This is a genomic window from Acinetobacter sp. P8-3-8, from assembly GCF_000214135.1.
GTDB lineage: Bacteria > Pseudomonadota > Gammaproteobacteria > Pseudomonadales > Moraxellaceae > Acinetobacter.
Genome location: NZ_AFIE01000003.1, coordinates 1 through 24,569 on the forward strand (window position 1 = coordinate 1; position 24,569 = coordinate 24,569).

Genomic DNA, 24,569 nt, shown 5'->3' on the forward strand with positions numbered 1-24,569 from the left:
GCGTTTTTTTATGAGAACTAATTACTGAACTTCGTTGATTAAATTTTCTAATGCATCACTTTCACGTTTTGGTGGTTTTTGATCCATTGCTGGTGGCGCAGTATTGCTTGGTTTAAGCGGTTGCTCTGTGTCATCAGGTAAGTCATCAAAATCACTCGATGGGTTACGAGTTGGTGCTACTGGTGTAGGTCTATACAGTGGACGTGCTAAAGGCGGGGAAGTGCGATACTCCTCAGTACTTTGCTCAGAGGCAGCTAATCCACGTTGCTCGCGAGAAATAGGGGCTTTGGCATTTTTATCAAAATGCACCCACGCTGATGGTGTACCATCTAAAGCTTTACCCATGAAGCTCGTCCAAACAGGTAGAGCTGCGATACCACCGTATTCTCGACGACCTAATGTCGTTGGTTGGTCAAAACCGACCCAAGCGATGGCAACTAACTTGCCGTTGAATCCTGCAAACCAAGCATCTTTTGCATCATTGGTGGTTCCTGTTTTACCACCAATATCATCACGACCGATTTTAAGAGCCGCACGACCAGTACCATGTACAATCACATCACGTAAAATATTTGCCATATCAAATGCAGATTGTGATTTGAGAATACGTTGAGCTTGACGATATTTACTTTGCTCTTCTTTGGTGAGTGTAGTATTTGGTTCGGGAACGTCTTGGGTTGCGCCTTCAATCACTTCATCATCTGGAGTAATAACTTCAGGATCGACATCAGTGTCTTTGGCATTAATACAAGGAATGCATGCATAATCTGGATTAGCTTCGTAAATCACTTTGCCATAGGCATCTTCAATACGACTGATAAAATGTGGTTGAACACGGTAACCACCATTTGCAATCGTTGCATAACCTGTAGCCATTTGCACAGGTAAGACTTGTGGTGTACCTAGGGCAATGGTGAAGTTACGAGGAATTTGATCTTCTTGCAGTCCAAAGTCCATCAATAATTGTCGAGCACGTTCAACACCTACGCTTTGCAATAATCGAACAGAAACGGTATTACGAGATAAATACAGGGCACGTCGTAAAGGAATCATCCCTAGATAACGCCCATCCGAGTTTTTAGGTGACCAACGACCAATCGTAATCGGACTATCATTCACCATCGAATACGGTGTCATGCCACGTTCAAGTGCCAAGGCATATATGAAAGGTTTAATGGTCGAACCTGGTTGACGCCAGCCTTGAATTGCACGGTTAAATTTAGATTGATAAAAATTATAACCACCAACAACAGCTTCAATTGAGCCATCATTTGGGTTGATTGCAATAAGCTGTCCTTGAACTCGAGGTGTTTGAACCAATGACCAAGCTGTTTTATTGTCATTCGGTCTTAGACGGATAATATCCTTTACTGTAACAATTTGAGATGCTCGACTAGGTGCTCCGCCTACAGCATTGGCATTGATATATTTTCTAGCCCATGACATGCCTGACCAAGGTACAGTGACTGTAGAGCCATCCTGTAACTTTGCGTCAAAGCTATTGTTGCCTACTTTTATAACTTCAGCAGGGTAAGTGTTTGCATAAGGGATGAAATCTTTTAAAGGTTTATCATGAGCTTCTGCACCACGCCAGCCGTGGCGTCGATCATAATCCTCTAAGCCTTTTTGGACAGCTTCCTCAGCATATTCCTGACGTTTACTGTCGATGGTTGTATAAACTTTATAACCTGAATCAATAGCAAGGTCGCCAAATTTATCGACAAGTTCAGAGCGAACCATTTCACCCACATAAGGGAATCTGTTGCTTAAACCTCGATCAGGCATACTGAGATTCACAGGTTCAGCAACGGCTTTTTCATATTCAGCTTGGTTGAGATAACCCAGTTGCAACATTCGCCCTAAAATCCAATTACGACGCTCTAAAGCACGTTCAGGATTCACTACAGGATTATATTTTGATGGCGCTTTTGGTAAACCTGCAATCATTGCCATTTGAGCAACACTGAGCTGGTCTAAATTCTTGTTATAGTAAATTTTTGCTGCCGCAGCGATACCATAAGCATTTTTACCTAGAAAGATTTTATTCACATACAAAGATAAAATTTCTTCTTTAGATAAATTTTGTTCTATTTTACGTGCCAAGAAGACTTCAGTAAGTTTGCGCTTTAGGGTTCGTTCAGGTGATAAGTAATAGTTTTTAGCGACCTGCATGGTGATGGTCGAACCACCAGTTTGGACATTTGATCCTGTAATGCTTTCACTCACAGCTCGTCCCAGGCCTTTAAAGCTAATGCCGCTATGTTCAAAAAAGGACGAATCTTCTGCTGCTAAAAATGCATGAATGAAATGCGGAGGGATCTGATTATATTCAACAGGAACAGAAAGTTTGCCTCCATATTCCGCAATCAGCTGATTATCAGCTGAATAAACTTGCATAGGTTTAAGCAATGGCGCCTTTTTTAAAGAGCTCATTTCTGGCAGTGACGGGGCAATATATAGATACATACCATAAAAGCCCATCGGAATTGCGACTAAAATAATAATAATCAGCAAAAAAAAGGGATGAATATGACCTGAACAAGATAGCTTTTTCATAACAAGTAAGTTTTAATAATAGCTAATGGCAAACTAATTGCTGGTCAGTATAGCTTTTCATTTGATAGATTGTTAGATGGGATATTGTATCTGTAAAAAATTAAGACCAATTGCAGTCGGTTTGTGTTATGTATTGGGGATAAAAAAATAATAGGAAATGTATCGTGCTTAGACTATATCGTAAGCCAAATAAGGGGTTAATAGGAGTAGATATTAGTTCTACTTCTGTAAAAATATTAGAACTCTCTGTTAAGAACGGTCGTTACTGGGTTGAAAGCTATGGATTAAGCCCCTTGCTTGATGGGAGTGTTGTTGAAAAAAACATTCTTAATCCAGAAGCAGTTGCTGATGCGTTGGAAAGAGCGGTGAACCTTGCCAATCCTCAATCGCAAAATGTAGCTGTTGCAGTTCCAACATCTATGGTGATTCATAAAGTCATAGAAATGGATGCTGATATGTCTGATGAAGAACGGGAAGTTCAGATTCGAATGGATGCAGAGCAATACATTCCATTTCCGTTGGATGAAGTGAGTCTAGATTTTGAGGTTCTGCAAGATAAATTAGCTGTTTCAAACCGTGTTAATGTTTTATTGGTTGCAACACGTACAGAAAATATCGATTCTCGTATTGAAGTCTTAGAAATTGCAGGTCTATCACCTAAAATTGCTGATGTAGAAAGTTATGCAATTGAGCGGGCTTTTGATGTGTTCTCAGATACATTGCCGATCGGTGCAAATATGGTGGGCGTTTTAGATATCGGTCACACCATGACGACACTTTCTGTTATGCAAAATGGCAAGATTATTTATACACGTGAACAAGTCTTTGGCGGAAAGCAGCTAACTCAAGATGTGCAAAATCGTTATGGCTTGTCTTATGAAGAAGCAGGTCGTGCAAAGAAAGATCGAACTTTACCTGATGATTTTGAAACAGAAGTGTTAATGCCATTTCTTGATGCCGTTGTTCAACAGGCTGCACGTTCATTGCAATTCTTCTTTTCATCATCTCAGTTTAATGAAATCGATCATATTTTGTTGGCTGGAGGAAATGCCAACATCCCTGGATTGGCAAAATTATTACAACAAAAACTAGGCTACCGCGTCACTATTGCAAATCCATTTTTGCAAATGGGGTTCTCTCCACAAATTGATTTAAACAAAATAGAGAATGATGCACCATCATTGATGGTTGCGTGTGGTTTGGCTTTGAGGAGTTTTGATTAATGGCAAAGATTAACCTACTCCCTTGGCGTGATGAGCTAAGAGAACAGCGAAAGAAACAATTTATTGCAATTTGTATCGGGGTCGCAATCATCGGGTTATTGAGTGTATTGCTGACGTGGTTCTATTTTGATCATCAACTCGAAGATCAAGAACAAGCCAATCAATTGATTACCAGTACCAATCAAAACCTAGATGCGCAATTAAAAACTTTAGATGGTTTGCAAGAACGTCGTAATGCAATTATTGAACGCATGAAATTGATTCAAGGCTTGCAAGGCCAACGTCCTGTAACAGTACGTTTAGTGGATGAATTGGTACGCGTGACACCTGCGCAAATGTATCTAACCAAATTCAGCCGAGTAGGAGATAAGTTTACCATTGAAGGTAAAGCAGAAAGCCCAAATACGGTTGCTGAGCTTCTTCGTGGATTAGAAGCTTCTGAATGGTATCGCAATGCATTTATGAACTCTTTCTTGGCTGCTGAAGAAAACAAAAATAAAACACCAACATCTGTCATTCCACGCGTTGAAGAGTCGTATGGAAGCTTTGTGGTTACGGTAGATTTAGGTGAAATTGCAGTATCTACTACACCAGATGAAAATACTGCGAATAAAACTGGGCAAGTTCCAGCTGCTGGGGGTGCGAAATGAATCGTGAAGACTTAGATAAAATAGATTCATCCGTAAAAGATGCGCCAAAGAAAAATAACATGACCGTTGAGAAGTTTTTTCAACAGTTTAATACCTTAGATATGAATAACTATGGGAGTTGGCCTTTATCCGTCAAGATCACTTGTTGGTTATTTTTATTCTTTGTTGTTTGTGCAATCGGCTATTTCTTGGCGATCAAGCCTAAATTAGATGCGATCGATCAAGCCCGCGCAGTTGAACAAAACTTGTTGAATGAATTTAAAGAGAAGGATTCTAAGCTTAGAAATTTGCAGCAATATCAAGCGCAATTACAGCAAATGGAAATGAACTTTACTCAACAGTTAGAGCAACTTCCGAAAGAAACTGAAATTCCAAGTTTAGTTGAAGATATCAACGTGACTGGGGTAAGTTCTGGTTTGAAATTTAAAAACATCAAATTAGAACCAGAAGTGAAGCAAGAGTTCTTTATTGAACAGCCAATTTCGATTGATGCAACAGGGGATTATCATTCATTTGGTAGTTTTGTGAGCAGTATTGCTGTGTTGCCACGTATTGTGACACTCCATGATTTTACTGTCACTGGCACGCCAAGCAGTGATAAAAAGTCTGATGTACCTGTAATTGATTATACGATTAAAGCAAAAACTTATCGTTATATAGGTACCGATGCGAATCAAACAGGCGCTCAAACAAATCAAGCTGCTGCTACAACGACGACACCACCGCAAGGAGGGAAGCCGCAATGAAAAAAACCTATAAAATAATTTGTGGAATCTCATTGGTAACTCTACTGGTCGGTTGTGATTCGCGAATCGATGCGGTCAATCAGCAAATGGCAAATATTAGAAATGAACAGCCATTACCAATTGAGCCTGCACCTGTGTTTACGCCTGTTCCGAGTTTTAACTATTCAGCGCAGCAGTTACGCAGCCCTTTTTTACCAAGTTCATTGGCAAATGAATTGAAAATTATGTCAGGTAAGCGTGTTTATCCTAACTTTTCTCGACAAGCCCAACCGCTTGAAAGCTATCCTTTAGAGTCTTTGACACTGAAAGGGAGTATGAAAGGGAATACGGGGCAGATTGTTGGGTTAATCCAAACACCTGATGGTGAAATCGAACGCGTACAACGTGGTAATTACATGGGGATGAATCAGGGACGAATCATCGAGATTACACCTACTCGTATTGATTTATTAGAAATAATACCCGATGGTCGGGACGGTTATATTGAGCGACCACGTAGTTTGGTTCTAATAGGTCCAGTGGATTAAAACTGAATTAAGGAATAAAAATGAAAAATAGTTTGAAAAGTATGTTTAGTGGGGATGGTCAGTTCATGAATAGTCACCTTCGTCAATTCACAATGGCGGCTGTATCGATCGCTGTAATGCAAGTTGCAACAGCACAAACAACGATGACCAATATCGTGCCAATGAAAATACCCGGGCAGGGGACCGAGATACGTGTCATGTTTAATGGTTTGCCTCCACAACCACAAGCATATCAATTGGATAATCCATCACGATTAATTTTGGATTTTGATAATGCAAAACAAAGTTTATCTCAGTCAACCATTCCAGTGGCAAGCGAAGAAGCTTCGTCTGTTGAAGTAAGTGCAGATGATCAGCGTTCCCGTTTAACTGTAAATTTAAAAAACAGTGGTCCTTTTACTACACGTGTTGAAGGCAATACATTCATTCTAAAAATGAATAATGTAACCCAAGCAGCGACTTTACCTACTTATTCAACACCTGTTAGCGCAAAACAAGCTCAACAGGGAATTGCTGATATTGGTTTCCAACGTGGTAATGTTGGTGAAGGCCAAGTTGTTGTAAATTTATCGGGAGCAAATACGCCTATTGATGTGCAACAACAAGGCAGTAAAGTTGTTATTCGTACATTGGGGAATAAAATTCCTGCGCATTTAATTCGACGTTTAAATGTCAATGATTTTGCAACGCCAGTTTCATCAGTTGATGTCTATAATGATGGCTCAAATGGTGTGATTACGATTCAGTCTTCGGGTAGCTATGAATATATGGCTTATCAGGCTGAAAATAAACTGACGGTAAGCTTAAAACGACCTGCTGAAAATAAGTTAGCTAGACCGAGTGCGGCCCAATCATATACCGGTAAAAAGATATCTTTAGATTTCCAAGATATTGAAGTGCGCCGTGTATTGCAATTGCTTGCAGATTTCACTGGGATCAATATGGTGGCTTCTGACAGTGTTCAAGGTAATATTACTTTGCGCTTAAAAGATGTACCGTGGGATCAGGCGCTAGATATAGTTTTAAAAACTAAAAACCTTGATAAACGTCGTAATGGTAATGTGATTTGGATTGCGCCAGTAACGGAATTGATCAAAGCTGAGGAAGATGAGGCAAAAGCCTTAGCGCAAAGTGTAAAATTAGCCCCTATTCAAACAGAGTATATCCAACTGAATTACGCTAAAGCGACAGATATTGAGAAATTGATTACTGAAGGGAAAAACTCTAAAAACAGTAACAACAATGGATCAAGTAATACAGGCTCAAATAATCAAGATTTAAGTAGTTTAGATCCTTATGGAAATAATGTTGGTAGTTTACTTAGCCCTCGAGGCACAGTAACAGTTGATGCTAGAACTAATACTTTAATTGTTACAGATACTGCGCAAAAAATTGATCAAATTCGGAAAATGGTTGATTTATTAGATGTTTCTGTGAAACAAGTGATGGTTGAAGCGCGTATAGTTCGTGCAAGTACTGATTTTACCAAAGAAATGGGGGTAAAATGGGGGATCTTATCTAAAGGTATTAATCAAAATAATGATCTATTGGTTGGTGGGAGTGATCGAACACTATGGGATTTAAAAACACCAGATACTAATGGTAAATATACGATTACACGACCTGATAACTTAAATGTAGATTTAGGTGTAGAAAATGCGGCCGGTAAAATCGCATTTGGTTTGATTAGTATGTCAGATTTTATGTTGGACTTAGAATTATCTGCGTTACAGGCGGATGGTTATGGTGAAGTGATTTCGACACCAAAAGTCATGACTGCTGATAAACAAAAGGCTAAAGTCGCTTCAGGTCAACAAATTCCATATCGATCAACGGATAATGATGGTAGAGCAACTACAGAGTTTAAAGATGCTTTATTGAGTTTGGATGTAACCCCAAGTATTACACCTGATGGAAAGGTGCAAATGCAACTTCTTATTACAAGTGATTCTCCTGGTCAAATCACTCCTGATGGAAACATTGCGATTAATAAGAATGAAATTACAACTAATGTTTTAGTTGATAATGGAGAAACAGTTGTTCTTGGTGGAATATTTGAACAAGAAACTAAGAATGATCAAACAAAAGTACCATTTTTGGGGGATATTCCATACCTAGGGCGGTTATTTAGAAAAGATATTAAATCTGATAATAAAAAAGAATTGCTAATCTTTGTGACACCTAGAATTGTTAATGACAGTCGCACTAGAAATCATTAATATACTTTCAATGAAAGCAATTCGATAGGTGACTCCTTGCCAAGCAAAGAGTTTGAAACCCTACCAAATATTTATTTGGTAGGGCCCATGGGAGCAGGAAAAACAACAGTCGGTCGGCATTTGGCAGAACTGTTAGGTCGTGAATTTTTAGACAGTGATCATGAAATAGAACGAAAAACAGGGGCATCAATCCCTTGGATTTTTGAAAAAGAAGGCGAACAAGGTTTCCGTACAAGAGAAACGATCGTTATTGATGATTTAACCTCTAAGAAAAATTTAGTTGTTGCTACTGGTGGTGGCGCTGTTACGCAAGTGATGAATCGTGAATATCTCAAGCATCGAGGGATAGTGATTTATTTATACACACCTGTAGAAATTCAATTGTTACGCACACATCGAGATAAAAATCGCCCTTTATTGCAAGTTGAGCATCCTGAGCAAAAGTTAAAAGATTTGCTGAAAATTCGTGATCCGCTTTACCGAGATGTAGCGCATTATATTATTGAAACCAATCAAGGTGCTGCACGAGATTTAGCATTAAAAATATTGCAGCTCATTGTTTCAAAAGAGATCGTTTAATTCATAAATTATCGTTAATCACTATTTGGCAGAACCATGCAAACTTTACATGTAGAACTGGGTGATCGTCGCTATCCAATTTTTATTGGTAGTCATTTGAATCCACAGCAATTACTTGAGCCTTATATTCATGGACGCCAAGTGATGATTGTCACTAATACGACAGTACAGCCTTTATATTTGTCGCATTATGTGGGCACTATTGAAAAACTCGGTAAACAAGTTGCAGTGTGTGTGTTGCCAGACGGTGAAAAGTATAAAAATATTGAACATTTAAACCTTATCTTTGATGCTTTGCTTGAAGCGGGTTTTAATCGTGATTGTACGGTATTGGCTTTAGGTGGTGGTGTGATTGGTGATATGGCAGGTTTTGCATCTGCATGTTTCCAACGTGGTGTATATTTTATACAAGTGCCAACAACTTTGCTGTCCCAAGTCGATTCAAGTGTGGGGGGGAAAACGGGGATTAATCATCCGTTGGGTAAAAACATGATTGGGGCTTTTCAGCAACCGCAAGTTGTTTTAGCTGATATGGCGCAATTGAACACTTTACCTGAGCGTGAATTATCCGCTGGTTTGGCTGAAGTGATTAAATATGCATTGCTCGGTGATGAAGCATTTCTAGTTTGGTTGGAAGCCAATATGGAAGGATTGGTTGCTCGAAATCCAGATTTGCTTGCTGAGGCAGTCTATCGCTCTTGTGCACATAAGGCACGTATTGTTGCGAATGATGAAAAAGAGCAAGGCGAACGTGCTTTACTTAACCTAGGTCATACCTTTGGTCATGCAATCGAATCATATTTAGGGTACGGGGTTTGGTTACATGGTGAGGCTGTGGCAACAGGTATGGTCATGGCTGCGGATTTATCTTGTCGAATGGGCTGGATTTCGCAAAGTGATGTAGAGCGTACAAAAAAAATCATACAACGTGCCCAATTGCCTGTAGCATGTCCTAAAATTCCACTCGATGAATTTTTAGCTTATATGTCGCATGATAAAAAGGTATTAAACGGACAACTTCGTTTGGTATTGATCAAGCAACTTGGTCAAGCAATCATCACAAAAGATTTTGACGTTGAGTTGATGAAACAAGCGATTTTAGCGAATCAAATATAGTAAAGGTGAGTTTTAAATGGTAGCAGTTCGTACAAATTGGCAAAATATTCGACAATATATTTGGTTAATTGGCGGACTGCTGTGCCTGCTTGCAGCATTAATTTTTTGGGCAATTACAGATACCAAAGAATTGGTTACAGTGGCGAATCCAATTGGAGAAACTCAAGTCCAGATTCAGCCAGAAAAAGTAGCAGCTTCTGCACATTTGGGTAGTTTGATGGACGAAGTACGTCCTTTGGAAATGACCACTCGAGTTGTTACTGCTGGGAACCATGCAACTGAATTTCGTGGAACTAAATTTCTTCAAGAAAATAAAAAGGCTTGGACTGTTGAGCTGTTTAAATCCACTGATGAAGATATTATTCGTAGTTTTTTAGAAAAACAGGCGGATCGTAAAAACTTTATCTATTTCCGTTTAAGTGGTGAAAATCAAACTGAGCAATATGTTCTCGTTTATGGTGTATTTAACAATGATAATCAAGCAAAAGCACAGTTAGACCAATTGAATTTTAAACTGCCGAACACAATACACCCACAAGCGATTCAATTTGAAAAATATGCAGCATTGGTGAATGATCTAGGTTCAGATGAAATGGTGGGAACCAATAAGCTGTATGAAGTAAAATTAAAATCTGCACCACTTCCAGTGATTGATGAATCTTTATTGGCACAGGCAAAGTCGGCACTTGCTGCAATTACAGGTTCAAATGCTGTGAACACAACACAAACGACAATTACTCGTCGTGATGAGTCTGGCAATGTAATCGATGTACAGAAATCACAATCGACGACTGCACAGCCTCAGAACAAGCCTAAAGAGCCAGTAGCAAATTTACCTGAGAAAAAGCCAACAGAGCATGAAATCAGTGATCCATTTAATTGATTTTAGCACCAATATGGAGCTAAATTGATTATTGAGTCTATTTTTGCACAATACTGGTGCTTAAAAAATAACTCATTATCTTTGTAATTTTTTAGCAAGGCTTTTATTTTAATATATTTGAGTAGTTTGGTGACCAAGAATAGTAATTGGCATATTTTTTGCTTTATTGTTGCGCTAATTGAGTTAATTGTCCCTATTTTGGCGCGAAATGATTCAATTGGTGTGCGATATTCGTCTATTTAAGTGCTTTAATTCAGTGCGAAAGTTGTAAAACAATTTTTCAATTAAAGTGAAAAGAGACTGGCGTTTGATCGCAACTCAGTGTTTTACTGAGCCTACGTGAATGCCTGAAAAGTTGTAATTTAAGGTTTGAATGTTTTTCGCCCTGATGGGCCTATGTAGAAAGAAGGGTACGCTATGCACATGCCATCGCCTAACACTGTAGCTCCCGCTCAAGGTTTATACCAACCGGATGAGTTTAAAGATAACTGTGGTTTCGGCTTAATCGCCCATATGCAAGGTGATGCAAGTCACGACTTGGTCAAGACCGCAATTCATAGCCTAAGTTGTATGACGCACCGTGGTGGTATTGCTGCAGATGGTAAGACCGGTGATGGTTGCGGATTGTTATTGGCTATGCCGAAAGCATTCTTCCGTGAAGAAGCAAAAAAAATTAGTGATATTACACTGAGTGAAATATTCGCTGTCGGTACTGTATTCTTAAATTTAGATCCAGCATTAGCCGTACATGCAAAACAGATTTTAACCAAAGAAATAGAAGAAGAAGGTTGTCGTGTTATTGGTTGGCGTGTTGTTCCAACCAATAATGATGCATTGGGTTCGATTGCAATGCAGTCTTTACCTGCATTTGAGCAAATTTTTGTCAATTGCCCAATGGGTGTGACAGAAGCAGAATTTAACCGTAAATTGTTTTTGGCACGTCGTCGTGCAGAACAGCAAATCACCAATGATCCATATTTCTACGTAACTACACTGTGTTCTACCGTGATTAGTTATAAAGGTTTGATGATGCCTGCATATATTGCAGAATTCTACACAGACCTTGCAGATGAGCGTTTGGATTCACATATTGTTGTGTTCCATCAACGTTTCTCAACCAATACATTGCCTCGTTGGCCATTGGCGCAACCATTCCGTTATTTAGCGCACAATGGTGAAATCAACACGATTACAGCAAACCGTAATTGGGCTGCTGCGCGTACACCTAAATTCGAAAACCCACTATTACCAGGTTTAACTGAGCTTAACCCGATCGTAAATCGTACAGGCTCAGATTCATCAAGTATGGATAATATGCTTGAAATCCTTGTGGGTGGTGGCATGGACTTGTTCCGTGCATTACGTATGCTCGTTCCACCAGCTTGGCAGAACGTAGAAACTTTAGATGCAGATTTACGTGCATTCTATGAGTTTAACTCTAAGCATATGGAAGCTTGGGATGGTCCTGCGGGCCTAGTAATCCAAGATGGTCGTCATGCGATTTGTATGTTGGATCGTAATGGTTTACGTCCAGCACGTTGGGTTATTACTAAAAATGGTTATATCACGCTTGCATCAGAAATTGGTGTATGGGGTTATGAGCCTGAAGATGTTGTGTCTAAAGGTCGCGTAGGTCCTGGTCAAATCCTTGTGGTTGATACATTCACTGGTAAAATGCTTGATACTAAAGATGTCAGCAACCATTTGAAAAAAATGCGTCCTTATCGTGAATGGTTACGTGAGCATTCAGTTCATTTGCAAGGTAGTCCTGAGCTTGAAGAATATTTGTGCGATCAAGGCTTAAAAGGTGATGACCTAAAAGCTGCTCAAAAAATGTTTATGGTGACATTTGAAGAGCGCGATCAATTATTGCGTCCTATCGCTGAAAGTGGTCAAGAAGCTGTAGGTTCAATGGGTGATGATACGCCAATGGCAGTATTGTCACGTCAAGTACGTCATTTGACGGATTACTTCCGCCAACAGTTTGCTCAGGTGACCAACCCACCTATCGATCCATTACGTGAATCAATTGTGATGTCATTGGAAACGTGTTTAGGTCGTGAGCAGAATGTATTTGAGCAAAGCCCAGAACACGCTGACCGCTTGATTATTTCAAGTCCTGTGCTTTCAAATTCGAAAATGCACCAAATTCGTACCATCGGTCGCAAAGGTTACGAAATTGCTGATATCGATGTGAACTATGCTGAAACTGAAGGTTTAGAAGCTGCGATTACACGTATTTGCGAAGAAGCTGCGCAAGCAATCCGTGATGGCAAAACTTTGTTGGTTCTTTCTGATAGAAAAATCCGTGAGGGTTATTTACCAGCGAACACTGCGATGGTGACTGGTGCAATTCACCATTACTTGATCAGCGTTGGTTTGCGTACCGATGCAAATATTATTGTAGAAACTGCGATTGCACGTGATCCGCATCAATTTGCTGTGATCTTGGGCTTTGGTGCAACTGCAATTTACCCATATTTAGCTTATGACGTGATTAATGATTTGATTGCTAAAGGTGAGTTATTGGGTGACCCAATTCATGCACAAGCAAACTTCCGTAAAGGGATTGAAAAAGGCTTATTAAAAGTACTTTCGAAAATGGGTATTTCTACCGTTGCTTCTTATCGTGGTGGTCAGTTGTTTGAAGCGGTGGGTCTGTCTGAAGAAGTGGTTAATAAATGCTTTACAGGGGTACCAAGCCGTATTAAAGGTGCAACTTTTGTTGACCTTGAAAATGATCAGAAAAAATTAGCAGAACTTGCTTGGAAAGCACGTAAGCCTATCGAGCAAGGCGGATTATTAAAATTCGTTTTCGATAAGGAATATCATGCATTCAATCCTGATGTAATCAATGCATTACATAAATCAGTACGTTCAGGTAACTATGCTGACTTTAAAGAATATGCTGAATTGGTGAATAATCGTCCGATTGCAACCATTCGTGATTTATTCAAGTTAAAAACAGACAATTCGATTCCATTAGAAGCGGTTGAATCTGTAGAACAAATTCTGCCTCGTTTTGACTCTGCGGGTATGTCTTTGGGTGCATTGTCACCAGAAGCGCACGAAGCAATTGCGATTGCAATGAACACCATTGGTGGTCGTTCAAACTCAGGTGAGGGCGGTGAAGATCCTGCACGTTACGGTACGATTCGTAACTCGAAAATCAAACAGATTGCTTCGGGTCGTTTCGGCGTGACACCTGCATATTTAACATCTGCGGAAGTGCTTCAGATTAAAGTTGCGCAAGGTGCAAAACCGGGTGAAGGTGGTCAGTTACCAGGTGGTAAAGTGAATGGCTTAATTGCACGTTTACGTTATTCAGTACCAGGTGTGACGCTGATTTCTCCGCCACCGCACCATGATATTTATTCAATTGAAGATTTATCACAATTGATCTTTGACTTGAAGCAAGTCAATCCTCAAGCCATGGTTTCAGTGAAGTTAGTATCTGAGCCGGGTGTGGGAACGATTGCAGCAGGTGTTGCAAAAGCATACGCTGATTTCATTACCATTTCAGGTTATGACGGTGGTACAGCGGCTTCTCCATTATCTTCAATTCATCATGCGGGTTCACCGTGGGAATTGGGTCTTTCAGAAGCGCATCAAGCACTTCGTGTGAATGATCTTCGTGGTAAAGTTCGTGTGCAAACGGATGGCGGTTTAAAAACGGGTCTTGATGTTGTTAAGGCAGCGATTTTGGGTGCAGAAAGCTTCGGTTTTGGTTCAACACCAATGATTGCTTTAGGTTGTAAATATCTGCGTATTTGCCACTTAAATAACTGTGCGACAGGTGTTGCAACGCAGCAAGATCATTTACGTCAAGAGCATTATATTGGCGAGCCAGAAATGCTCATCAACTTCTTCCACTTTATTGCGGAAGAAACACGTGAATGGTTAGCAGCTTTAGGTGTTGCATCACTCAAAGACTTGATTGGTCGTACAGATTTGCTAGAAGTGCTTCCGGGTGAAACTGAGAAACATGCTCACCTTGATTTAAGTGCATTGCTTGAATCGCATCCATCTGCTGAAGGTAAGGCACAATATTGTCAAGTTCAGGGCAATGCTCCATTTGATAAAGGTGTACTTGCAGAGAAAATGATTGGCGAAATGTTGCCTGCAATTGAAGCAGGGACAGGTGGCGAATATCATTTCACCGTTGGTAACTGTGACCGTTCAATCGGTGCGCGTATTTCAGGTGAGATTGCGAAGCGCTATGGTAACTTGAGTATGGAAGCGCATCCTGTGAAAGTGAATTTGACAGGTACTGCGGGTCAATCACTGGGTGTTTGGAATGCAGGTGGTCTACATATCAAACTTGAAGGTGATGCGAACGATTACGTAGGTAAAGGTATGGCAGGTGGTCGAGTATCGATCTTCCCACCAAAAGGTTCGCCATTCCAAACGCAAGAAACAGCAATCATTGGTAATACATGTTTATACGGTGCAACAGGTGGTAAACTGTTTGCTGCGGGTACTGCGGGTGAGCGTTTTGCTGTTCGTAACTCTGGCGCATTTGCCGTGATTGAAGGCGCTGGCGATCACTGTTGTGAATACATGACTGGTGGTATTGTGACTGTACTGGGTAAAGTAGGTCATAACTTCGGTGCAGGTATGACAGGTGGTTTTGCCTATGTGCTTGATTTGGATAATGACTTTGTAGATCATTATAACCATGAGCTGATTGAGTTAAACCGTATTTCTACAGAATCGATGGAAGAGCACAAAGCGTTCTTAGGTCGTATCTTAGATGAACATATTCAAGAAACAGGTAGTGCTTGGGCGTATAAGATCCGCAATGAGTTTGATTTCTACGGTCGTAAATTCTGGCTAGTAAAACCAAAAGCTGCCAATTTACAGACTTTGTTGAAAACAACTCAAGCTGATCCACAATAATTCCACTACTGTAGATATATAGGCAGGTGCAACTGATAAATAAACAGTTTGCACCTACCCACGGAGAGAGACATGGCAGAGCGCCTAAACAATGACTTTCAATTTCTGGATGTAGCACGCCAAGATCCAGAGAAAAAAGATCTAACTGTCCGCAAAGCTGAGTTTGTGGAAATTTATAAGCCTTTTACGGCTGAAGTGGCAGCAAACCAAACACATCGTTGTTTGGGTTGTGGTAATCCGTATTGTGAATGGAAATGTCCAGTACATAACTACATTCCAAACTGGTTAAAGTTGATTGCAGAAGGTCGTATTTTCCAAGCTGCAGAGCTTTGTCATCAGACCAATACATTGCCAGAAGTCTGTGGCCGTGTTTGTCCACAAGACCGTTTATGTGAAGGTGCTTGTACCTTAAATGATGGTTTTGGTGCAGTGACCATTGGTAATGCAGAGAAATATATTAACGATACAGCTTTTGCTTTAGGCTGGCGTCCAGATATGTCTTCTGTAAAGTGGACAAATAAGAAAGTTGCTATTATTGGTGCAGGCCCTGCGGGCTTAGGTTGTGCTGATATTTTAGTACGTAATGGGGTAAAACCTGTTGTATTTGATAAACGTCCTGAAATTGGTGGTTTATTAACATTCGGTATTCCAGAATTTAAAATGGAAAAAGACGTGATGAAGCGTCGCCGTGAAATTTTCACTGGCATGGGCGTGGAATTCCGCTTAAATACTGAAATTGGTACAGATATCACGATTGATCAATTACTTGCAGATTATGATGCTGTGTTCATGGGTATGGGTACTTATACTTACATGAAAGGTGGCTTTGCAGGTGAAGATTTTGAGGGTGTTTATGATGCACTTGATTTCTTGATTGCCAATGTCAATCGTACGCAAGGTTGGGAAAAAGACCCATCAGAATACATTAGTGTTGAAGGTAAAAAGGTGATTGTACTAGGTGGTGGTGACACTGCTATGGACTGTAACCGTACTTCAATCCGTCAAGGTGCTGAATCAGTCGTTTGTGCGTATCGTCGTGATGAAGAAAATATGCCAGGTTCACGTCGTGAAGTGAAAAATGCACGTGAAGAAGGTGTAGATTTTCAGTTTAATCGTCAACCAATTGAAATTATTGGCGAAAATGGCAAAGTAACTGGTGTTAAAGTTGTGACTACACAGCTTGGCGATCCAGATAGCCGTGGTCGTCGTAGCCCTGAGCCAATTCCAGGTTCTGAAGAAGTATTACCTGCAGATGCAGTATTACTTGCCTTCGGTTTCCGTACAAGCCCAGCAGATTGGTTTGCAGGTGCAAATATTGGTTTAGATGGTTCTGGTCGAGTGATTGCTGCTGAACAGCAAGAATTTAAATTCCAAACTTCTAATCCGAAAATCTTTGCAGGCGGTGACATGGTTCGTGGTTCTGACCTTGTTGTGACTGCAATTTGGGAAGGCCGTGAAGCGGCTGAAGGTATTTTAGATTACCTTGGTGTTTAATTCTAAAACCTAAATCTTCCAAACTTATTTTCAAAGCCTGCATATTTGCAGGCTTTGTTTTTCATCGGATATAAGAGGTTTTAGTGACAAAATGTGAATGATGTTAGGATTTTAAATACTGCTTTAACTCTATAATAATCATAAATTTTTAATTTAAAAATACTTGTAATTTTGCTTATACAAAATTGCTTTATAGACAATCTGAGCATTCTTGCCATTCTGAGATCTATTCTGCAATATACAAATGTATAGTTTCTGCCAATATAGATTTATATTCAGACAAATGTAGGATTAAACCTATGACAGTAGCTCAAGTGACGGCACAAAAATCATATTTAAATCGTCCAAAAGCCATTGGTATTAAAGTCCGTAAACCCAGCTTTAATCCTAAAGCGATCCGAAGGCATTTCTTTGCGAACTCGCCTGTAATGTCGCATTTATTAACCGCATTATCATCTACATTTCCAGTCGGTGAGCAATTTTTTGTACATAGTGTGCGCAATGTACGTGACAAAATCACCGATGAAAAGTTACAGGCGCAGATTGCTGCTTTTATTGGTCAAGAAGCCATGCATTCCAAAGCACATGCTGAGTTCAATGATGCATGGCGCCGTGATGATTATAACTTGGATAGCTTTCAAGCGTGGTTGGCTCGCCGTGATGCTTTCATTAAAAGTGTACATCCGAAATTGCAGTTAGCTGTGACTTGCGCCTTTGAACATTTCACTGCGTTATTAGGTGGTTATATCTTGCGTAACCCACAAGTGTTAAGCACTTTAGATGACGATGCAATCAAGCTTTGGGTGTGGCATGCAATTGAAGAAATTGAGCATCGTGCAGTGGCATTTGATGTGTATCAGGCGATTTATAAGGATGACCGAACTCGTCGTGCTGTGATGCGAAATGTCACGACTGGTTTTGCAAGCTTAACCTTCTATTCTGCAACACGTTTGTTTATGCAGGATTGGCGTAAGAGTGTGCCGAAAGTGATACAAAATGTGCATGGTATCTATATGATTTCAAAAATGTTGATTTCATTGGTTCCTGAATATTTGTCTTATTACAAAGCAGATTTTCATCCTGATGAAATTGATTACAGTAAAATCGTGGCGTATTGGAAAGAAAAGTTAGCAGATGAGTATGGTATGGAAAGTTTTCAAGAGGAAACACATCCAATACTTTATAGCTAAATAATCAGATAACGAAATGTTTGCATGATTGATAATATAAATAAATTGACGAAGTAAATAAAAAGCCAATGATATGCATTGGCTTTTTATTGCAGTGATTTTTATAAGGACTCAGTATGGTTATAATTTGTCATCTTTAAACTGTTTGATGACTTTTTGACGTTGCCATGGTAGTGGTCTGTCTAAGGCTTCAGGCACATCGCCAGAAGTAGAACGTAAACGTAAATGTATTGCCGCTTGTGCAATTAAATTTGCTGACACAGGTGCAGTAATGAAGGCCAGTAGAGTAATTAATAATTCAGCGAAGCCAAAACGATGATTAAATGCTGCATAGATCATTGCTGCGATTAAAAAGCTACCTAAACCCAAAGTGCTTGCTTTGGTTGGCGCATGCAAACGCATAAATAAGTCAGGAAGTTTCACGATGCCAATTCCGCCTACAAGGGTAAAGAAAGCACCAATGATTAAAAAGAAAGAAACAATCACTTCCATAATAAGTTGCATATTATTTTCCATTGACCTCTCCTTTTAATCGACGACATGACCAGTCGTGAAATAACGTGCTAAAGCAGCGGTTGATACGAAACCGAGCATAGCGACCAATAAAGCACCTTCAAACATAGATGTGCTCGCCCAGTAAATCCCGAGGATAACGATTAAACAGGTCGCATTTAAAAACAATGTATCTAAAGCCAATAATCGGTCAACCACAGATGGTCCTACAACTAAACGAATAAGGCATAGCAACATAGATATCGTTACGGCGATTAAGCAAATCCCCAAAGCATAAGGCAATATCATCATCATGACTCTCCTTGCTGAACTCGAAAAATAGCCATTAAACGATATTCATAACGTGCTTTAATTTCTTGGATTTCAGCTTCTGGATCTTCAGAACTTAGAGCATGGACTAGAATATCACCTCGTTCTTGATCGATTCCCGCACTTACAGTACCCGGTGTGGTGGTAATAATCATCGCAAGTAATGAATTCACATGCTCATGGTCGGTATCTAAAGGAACACGAAACCATTTAGGATGCAAATTTTTGGTTGGTCCAAGCACTTGTTTTGCAACACGGACGTTCGAAACACAAATGTCCCAAAGCACAATAAAAAATAATTGGACTGCTGAACGCCAGTGGATATTCGGTGTATTGACAATAAAAGGTTGAATCAATTTAGGAATGATCAGACCAAGAATAACTGCCACCACAATATCAAATAATTCGGCACTGTGGTTCAACATTAGCCAGCACACAGCCACGATCACTGAAACAAATGGATGCGGTAAGCAGCGATCAAGTAAAGACATATTTTGCTTCATTTATTGCTCCATTGGTTTGAGTTTCGGGTTATCAGGCATATAGCTTTGTTTTACCTGTTGCTGAATTTGCTGTTGTTTATATTGTGAAATATGTTCACCGTCTAAGGTATCTTGATCAATCACATACGGAATATATTGCGCATTTTTATCTACAACTTCTCCGCCATATTTTGTTTCAGGGACATAGTTTGCATCATAAGGTTGTACGCTAATGATATTACCTTCTGAATCAGGCTTCAAAATCGCTTGTTCGTATGCTGAAGTATCGGCTACTTGTAATGCAGTTTGGTCAATATATTTTAATATTGGCGCTGCGCAGATTACGTACAGCATTAAGCCTGAAAGTAAGAGATAAATCGTCCTATCATTACGCGGTGGTGCTTTTTCAGGTAAGACTTGGTAAGCGGTAAATGCAGGTTTTCGAGCATCTGTTTCAGGTGTGGTCGCACGCCAAAACAGAATAAAACCCACTCGTGTAAACGCAATAATACTCAGTAAACTCACAATCAATACAATCGCAATCACCCAAGCTTGGTAAGGGAAATTTGCTGTCGATTGAAGCAAGAGCACTTTGCCCAAGAAGCCACTAAAAGGAGGTAAGCCAGCCATCATCAAAGCAATGATAAAGAATGTTGCTGCGACCAGTTTATCCTGTTTCATTCTTGGTGAAACTTTTAAATGATCTTTAAACTCACCACGTTGTGAAGTGATCCATCCACAAAGTAAATAAAATGCTGCGGCAATCAGCGTACTATGAACTAGATAATACAGTCCTGCTGCCCAAGCAGAGGTATTCATAATCGAAATTGCAATTAAGATCGTTCCAACAGATGACAACACCATGAAGCCAGCAAAACGTCTTAAACGATCTGCGCCCATAGCTGCAATCACACCGTATAAAGAAGTGATTAAGCCGATTGGCAATAACCAATAATTTAAATAGGTTTGGGCTAAATCATCATGAAACACAGTGCCATTGACACGTAAAATCGCATAAATACCCACTTTGGTCATGATGGTAAAAATCGCAGCAACAGGAGTCGCAGCAACAGCATAAGTTTTAGGTAACCAAAAGCCGACAGGAAGCATAGCTGCTTTAATGCCAAATACAGCAAATAAAAGCAATCCACCTGCAATGGCAAGTTTATGTTGATCATTTTCAAGTGTTGGCAATAAACGTGCAACATCCGCCATGTTCAAGCTACCGACTGAACCATAAATCATACCCAAGCCAATCAGGAAGAGAGCAGATGCAAGCAGATTGATGGTGACGTAATGAATACCGAGCTGAAAGCGGGCTTTGCCTTGTCCATGCAGAAGCAGTACATAGGACGCCATTAACAATATTTCAAAAAATACAAATAAGTTAAATAAGTCACCTGTTAAAAATGCACCACAAATTCCCATTAAAAGGAAATGGAACATGGTATGAAAATAACGACCACGTTCATCCCATTGCTTACTTGCAAACCATAATACAGGCACGGCAAGTACGTAGGTGAGGGCAACCATTAATGCAGATAAACGATCTAATACGAGGACGATACCAAAAGGTGCAGACCATTCACTGAGCTGATAAACAAAAATTTTCCCTGAACTGGCTTGAATTAAATAAGCAATCGCTGTTGCTAAGCCAAGCAGGACAGAGATTAAACTTAAACTACGACGCCATGGTTGACGCCAATCTCGTGCTAAAGAACCAGAACCAGGATTACCCAATAACACCAATAAAAATGCAGTAAAAGCAGGAATTAAAATACTTAAAATAGGCGTGTGAGCATGCCAAAAATCGAGGAAATTTATCATTAAGGCTCATCCTCACGCGAGTCAAAAGTATTTAATTCATCTTTAGAATCGACATGGTCTGTTCCAGATTCAAAACGACTGCGTAACGCCAATTGGACAATAAAAGCAGTTGTGGCAAAGCCAATCACGATGGCAGTTAAAACCAAAGCTTGTGGTAATGGGTCGGTGACTTTGGCTGCATCGGTTAAAATAGCAGGGGAACTGACTTGTAGGCGTCCCATGGCAAAGAGAAAAATATTCACCGCATAACCAATCATGGCCAAACCCAAAACAACAGGAAAAGTACGTGCACGGAGAATGAGATAAATCCCTGTCGAAACGAGTAATCCAATCGCAGATGCGACTAAAAATTCTAAACTGATCATGAGTTACTCCTTAGGTACAGGACCAGACATACTCGAATGTCGAGAATCGCCCAGTACAGAAATTAACAACATGGTTGCACCAACCACTGTGCCATACACACCTAGGTCAAACGCTGCCGCAGAAGCAAAGTGGAATTTCCCAAAAATTCCTGATTCAACATAAACATGCGCACTGGTGAGGAATGGTCGACCCCAAAGCCATGCTGCAATGCCCGTCAATCCTGCGATTATTAAACCAATCCCGATCCAAATTTCGTATAAACGACCTGATTTGGCTTTGAGCATGTTTTCTGCTTGGTCTTGTCCAAGCGCAATATATTGAATGACCAATGCTAGTGAGGTGATTAAACCTGCGATAAAGCCACCGCCTGGATAATTATGACCACGGAGGAAAATATAAAGGCTAACTACCAAGGCGATTGGTAATACCCATGAAGCCGTCATACGGAACATGAGTGGAGAAGGATTAAAGCGATAGCTCAAACCTTGGGTAATGGTTGTACCATGTGTACGCATGCCATCCATTAAACACAGTGCGCCAATTGCTGCGATACCCAATACGGTGATTTCACCGAAGGTATCAAATCCACGGAAGTCCACAAGGATAACATTCACAATATTCGAACCACCACCCAGCGGTAAAGCCTGCTGTACAAAGAACCATGAAATCGAATTGTGATCTCGGGTCATAATTAACCAAGCAATCCAACCAATACCTAGACCACCAACAATGGCGATGATGGCATCTCGCCAACGACGTGTTTGGCTTGATTCATACGGTGTGAGTTGCGGTAATAACGATAAACTCATCAATAACAGAACTGTAGTCACCACATCTACTGTGATTTGGGTCAATGCCAAATCAGGTGCAGACAAGGTAACAAAAATCATGGTAACCACTAAACCAACTGCGCCACTGATCAGCACGGCTTTAATGCGTTCATGGTGAAACCAAAGCATCATCCAGCAAGCTGAGAAGAGCAATAGCCAAAGTACGATTGCAACCAACGGAGCATGGGTTAATTCACGTGTGCCCGTGGTTAAGTTTTGATTGAGTAACGGTGTTGCAACCAAAGCAATACTGAATACGACGATCCACAATAAGTAGTTTTGTAATGAACCCGTTTCAGTTTTTAATTTAATTTTTCGTGAGAATAACAACAAATCTTTGAGGAAATTTTCAAAGATTAGTTTGCCCTGGAATCTGCCAATCATCGGATCAAGATCAATTTGTCGAATGCGATTGTCTTTGGCTAAGGCAAAATAGAAAGTAATACCACCAATCAGTGCAATCGCACTCATCAATAAAGGAAGGTTGAATCCATGCCAAAGTGCTAAATGGACACCTTCAAAGTTTGCAAGTTGTGTGCTGGCACGTGTACCTGCATTGATAATATTTTGAACCAATAACGCAGGTAGAATCCCAACCAAAATGCACAATGTCGCCAATAAAATGGCAGGTGCGCGCATACCTAAAGGTGGTTCATGTGCATCTTTGTTTGGAACACCTTTACCAACAGGGCCATCAAAGAACACGCCATGGACAAGCCGTACTGAATAAGCGACAGCAAATAAACCTGCCAGCGTTGCAATAATCGCGGCAACGACCACATAAGCACCAGATAAATTCGCCACTAACTCAGTAAAGAACATTTCTTTAGACAAGAAACCATTGGTGAGTGGTACACCAGCCATACTCGCAGCGGTAATCATAGTGAGTGTTGCGGTAAAAGGAAGGAGTTGCCACAACCCACTCAATTTTCTTAAATCACGTGTGCCAGACTCATGGTCGATGATGCCCGCAATCATGAATAATGCAGCTTTAAAGGTCGCATGGTTAATGATGTGGAAAATAGCTGCGGCTACAGCAAGCGGTGAACCAATGCCCAATAAGCACATGATTAAGCCTAAATGGCTAATCGTTGAATAGGCCAATAGGCCTTTTAGATCTTCTTTGAATATGGCAAAAAATGCAGCCATACAGAGGGTCAATAAACCAATGGTTGTAACGATATTATGATATAGCGCTGAGCCGACAAAAATTGGTAATAAGCGAGCCAATAGGAAAATACCTGCTTTGACCATCGTTGCCGAGTGCAAATATGCAGATACTGGCGTCGGTGCTGCCATGGCATTGGGTAGCCAAAAGTGGAACGGGAATTGCGCACTTTTAGTGAATGCACCCAATAGAATCAGCAATAAAGCAGGAATAAATAGCGGGCTACTTTGAATGGTTGTAGCCATCGTGGTGAGTTGGTCAATCTGGTATGTTCCTGTGATTTGTCCTAATAAGACGAAACCACCAAGCATAGCCAAACCACCCATTCCTGTGATGGTGAGCGCCATACGAGAGCCACGTTGTGCAGCATCATAATTGCTCCAATACCCCACCAATAAGAATGATGAAATACTGGTCAGCTCCCAAAATACCAACAGAATAATTAAATTATTAGACAGCGAAATTCCTAACATTGCTGTCATAAACATCATGAGCAATGCATAGAGTTTACTGAGAGAGTTTTTTGGATTTAAATAATAATAGGCATAAATATAGATCAGCGTGCCAATTCCACTGATTAATAAGGCAAAAATAAGGCTGAGCGCATCGAGGCGAAAGCTGAAATCGATACCAATTTGAGGTAACCATTGCCAATGTTCTAAAACAGCCTGACCATTGAATACTGATTTAGCTTGAGTCAGTAACAGAATAAAACTGCTTAGACTAACCCCTATTGCTCCTAAAGCTGTTAACCCGCGAGAGAATTGCTTCAGCCACAGGACAAGGGTTGTGCCAAGTATTAATGGTAACAATACAATAATCGGAAGCACACGCGTATCCATTGTCATGAATAGGTCGTAAAACCTATGTAAATCTTATCTTTCAAGGACTTGAGGAGCGCAAAGAGCAATCCAAGAACTTAAATCTTGAAAGCCGAATTAAATTAATAAGCAAAAACAAGTTGTGTTGCGCAACTTGATAAAACGATTAGA

General features: G+C 40.3%; 18 protein-coding genes. 11 read left to right on the forward strand and 7 right to left on the reverse strand.

Going from position 1 to position 24,569, the window contains the following annotated elements; translation table 11 throughout:
* Positions 1-21 precede the first annotated feature (21 nt).
* Positions 22-2,556 (reverse strand): penicillin-binding protein PBP1a, encoded by a 2,535-nt coding sequence (gene ponA, locus GGG_RS0102260; protein ID WP_010111746.1) that lies wholly within the window; start codon positions 2,554-2,556, stop codon positions 22-24.
* A 164-nt stretch (positions 2,557-2,720) separates the two neighbouring features.
* On the opposite strand from ponA, the gene GGG_RS0102265 reads away from it, so the two are divergent.
* From GGG_RS0102265 to GGG_RS0102315, 11 genes are all read left to right on the forward strand, one after another.
* Positions 2,721-3,779 carry a pilus assembly protein PilM gene (locus GGG_RS0102265; RefSeq protein ID WP_029574405.1) on the forward strand — a complete coding sequence of 353 codons (1,059 nt, stop codon included), beginning with the start codon at positions 2,721-2,723 and terminating at the stop codon, positions 3,777-3,779.
* Complete coding sequence (locus GGG_RS0102270) at positions 3,779-4,429, forward strand: PilN domain-containing protein (protein WP_010111748.1); 651 nt, start codon at positions 3,779-3,781, stop codon at positions 4,427-4,429. Before GGG_RS0102265 ends, GGG_RS0102270 begins: the two co-directional genes overlap by 1 nt.
* Positions 4,426-5,175 (forward strand): type 4a pilus biogenesis protein PilO, encoded by a 750-nt coding sequence (locus GGG_RS0102275; RefSeq protein ID WP_010111749.1) that lies wholly within the window; start codon positions 4,426-4,428, stop codon positions 5,173-5,175. Before GGG_RS0102270 ends, GGG_RS0102275 begins: the two co-directional genes overlap by 4 nt.
* Positions 5,172-5,702, forward strand: a complete 531-nt coding sequence (locus tag GGG_RS0102280) for a pilus assembly protein PilP (protein ID WP_010111751.1) — start codon at positions 5,172-5,174, stop codon at positions 5,700-5,702. Before GGG_RS0102275 ends, GGG_RS0102280 begins: the two co-directional genes overlap by 4 nt.
* A 20-nt stretch (positions 5,703-5,722) precedes the next feature.
* Positions 5,723-7,921, forward strand: coding sequence for a type IV pilus secretin PilQ (gene pilQ / locus GGG_RS0102285; protein ID WP_029574406.1), 2,199 nt, complete (start codon positions 5,723-5,725; stop codon positions 7,919-7,921).
* A gap of 36 nt (positions 7,922-7,957) precedes the next feature.
* On the forward strand, positions 7,958-8,500 hold the full coding sequence (aroK, locus tag GGG_RS0102290) for a shikimate kinase AroK (protein WP_029574407.1): 543 nt from the start codon (positions 7,958-7,960) through the stop codon (positions 8,498-8,500).
* Positions 8,501-8,536: 36 nt separating this feature from the next.
* Positions 8,537-9,616: a 3-dehydroquinate synthase gene (aroB, locus tag GGG_RS0102295; protein ID WP_010111754.1), complete on the forward strand. Its 1,080-nt coding sequence runs from the start codon at positions 8,537-8,539 to the stop codon at positions 9,614-9,616.
* Between the two features lie 16 nt (positions 9,617-9,632).
* The gene (locus tag GGG_RS0102300) at positions 9,633-10,499 is read left to right on the forward strand and encodes a hypothetical protein (RefSeq protein ID WP_010111755.1); all 867 of its coding nucleotides are present in this window, start codon (positions 9,633-9,635) and stop codon (positions 10,497-10,499) included.
* A gap of 423 nt (positions 10,500-10,922) precedes the next feature.
* A complete protein-coding gene (gltB, locus tag GGG_RS0102305) occupies positions 10,923-15,398 on the forward strand; it encodes a glutamate synthase large subunit (RefSeq protein WP_171057636.1) in 4,476 nt (1,491 codons plus the stop codon).
* Positions 15,399-15,470: 72 nt separating this feature from the next.
* Complete coding sequence (locus GGG_RS0102310; RefSeq protein WP_010111759.1) at positions 15,471-16,892, forward strand: FAD-dependent oxidoreductase; 1,422 nt, start codon at positions 15,471-15,473, stop codon at positions 16,890-16,892.
* 299 nt (positions 16,893-17,191) lie between these two features.
* Entirely contained in the window at positions 17,192-18,082 is an 891-nt protein-coding gene (locus tag GGG_RS0102315; RefSeq protein ID WP_010111760.1) for a metal-dependent hydrolase, read from the forward strand.
* Positions 18,083-18,202: 120 nt separating this feature from the next.
* On the opposite strand, the gene GGG_RS0102320 is transcribed toward GGG_RS0102315, so the two are convergent.
* The 6 genes from GGG_RS0102320 to GGG_RS0102345 are packed head-to-tail and all read right to left on the reverse strand — an operon-like array spanning position 18,203 to position 24,419.
* Complete coding sequence (locus GGG_RS0102320; protein WP_029574408.1) at positions 18,203-18,586, reverse strand: Na+/H+ antiporter subunit G; 384 nt, start codon at positions 18,584-18,586, stop codon at positions 18,203-18,205.
* A gap of 24 nt (positions 18,587-18,610) precedes the next feature.
* The gene (locus GGG_RS0102325; RefSeq protein WP_010111763.1) at positions 18,611-18,886 is read right to left on the reverse strand and encodes a monovalent cation/H+ antiporter subunit F; all 276 of its coding nucleotides are present in this window, start codon (positions 18,884-18,886) and stop codon (positions 18,611-18,613) included.
* Entirely contained in the window at positions 18,886-19,407 is a 522-nt protein-coding gene (locus GGG_RS0102330) for a Na+/H+ antiporter subunit E (RefSeq protein WP_010111764.1), read from the reverse strand. The genes GGG_RS0102325 and GGG_RS0102330 overlap by 1 nt, the downstream gene beginning before the upstream one ends.
* Positions 19,408-21,213, reverse strand: a complete 1,806-nt coding sequence (locus GGG_RS0102335; protein ID WP_010111765.1) for a monovalent cation/H+ antiporter subunit D — start codon at positions 21,211-21,213, stop codon at positions 19,408-19,410.
* On the reverse strand, positions 21,213-21,578 hold the full coding sequence (locus GGG_RS0102340; RefSeq protein ID WP_010111766.1) for a Na+/H+ antiporter subunit C: 366 nt from the start codon (positions 21,576-21,578) through the stop codon (positions 21,213-21,215). Before GGG_RS0102340 ends, GGG_RS0102335 begins: the two co-directional genes overlap by 1 nt.
* Positions 21,579-21,581: 3 nt before the next feature.
* On the reverse strand, positions 21,582-24,419 hold the full coding sequence (locus GGG_RS0102345) for a monovalent cation/H+ antiporter subunit A (protein WP_029574409.1): 2,838 nt from the start codon (positions 24,417-24,419) through the stop codon (positions 21,582-21,584).
* Positions 24,420-24,569 lie beyond the last annotated feature (150 nt).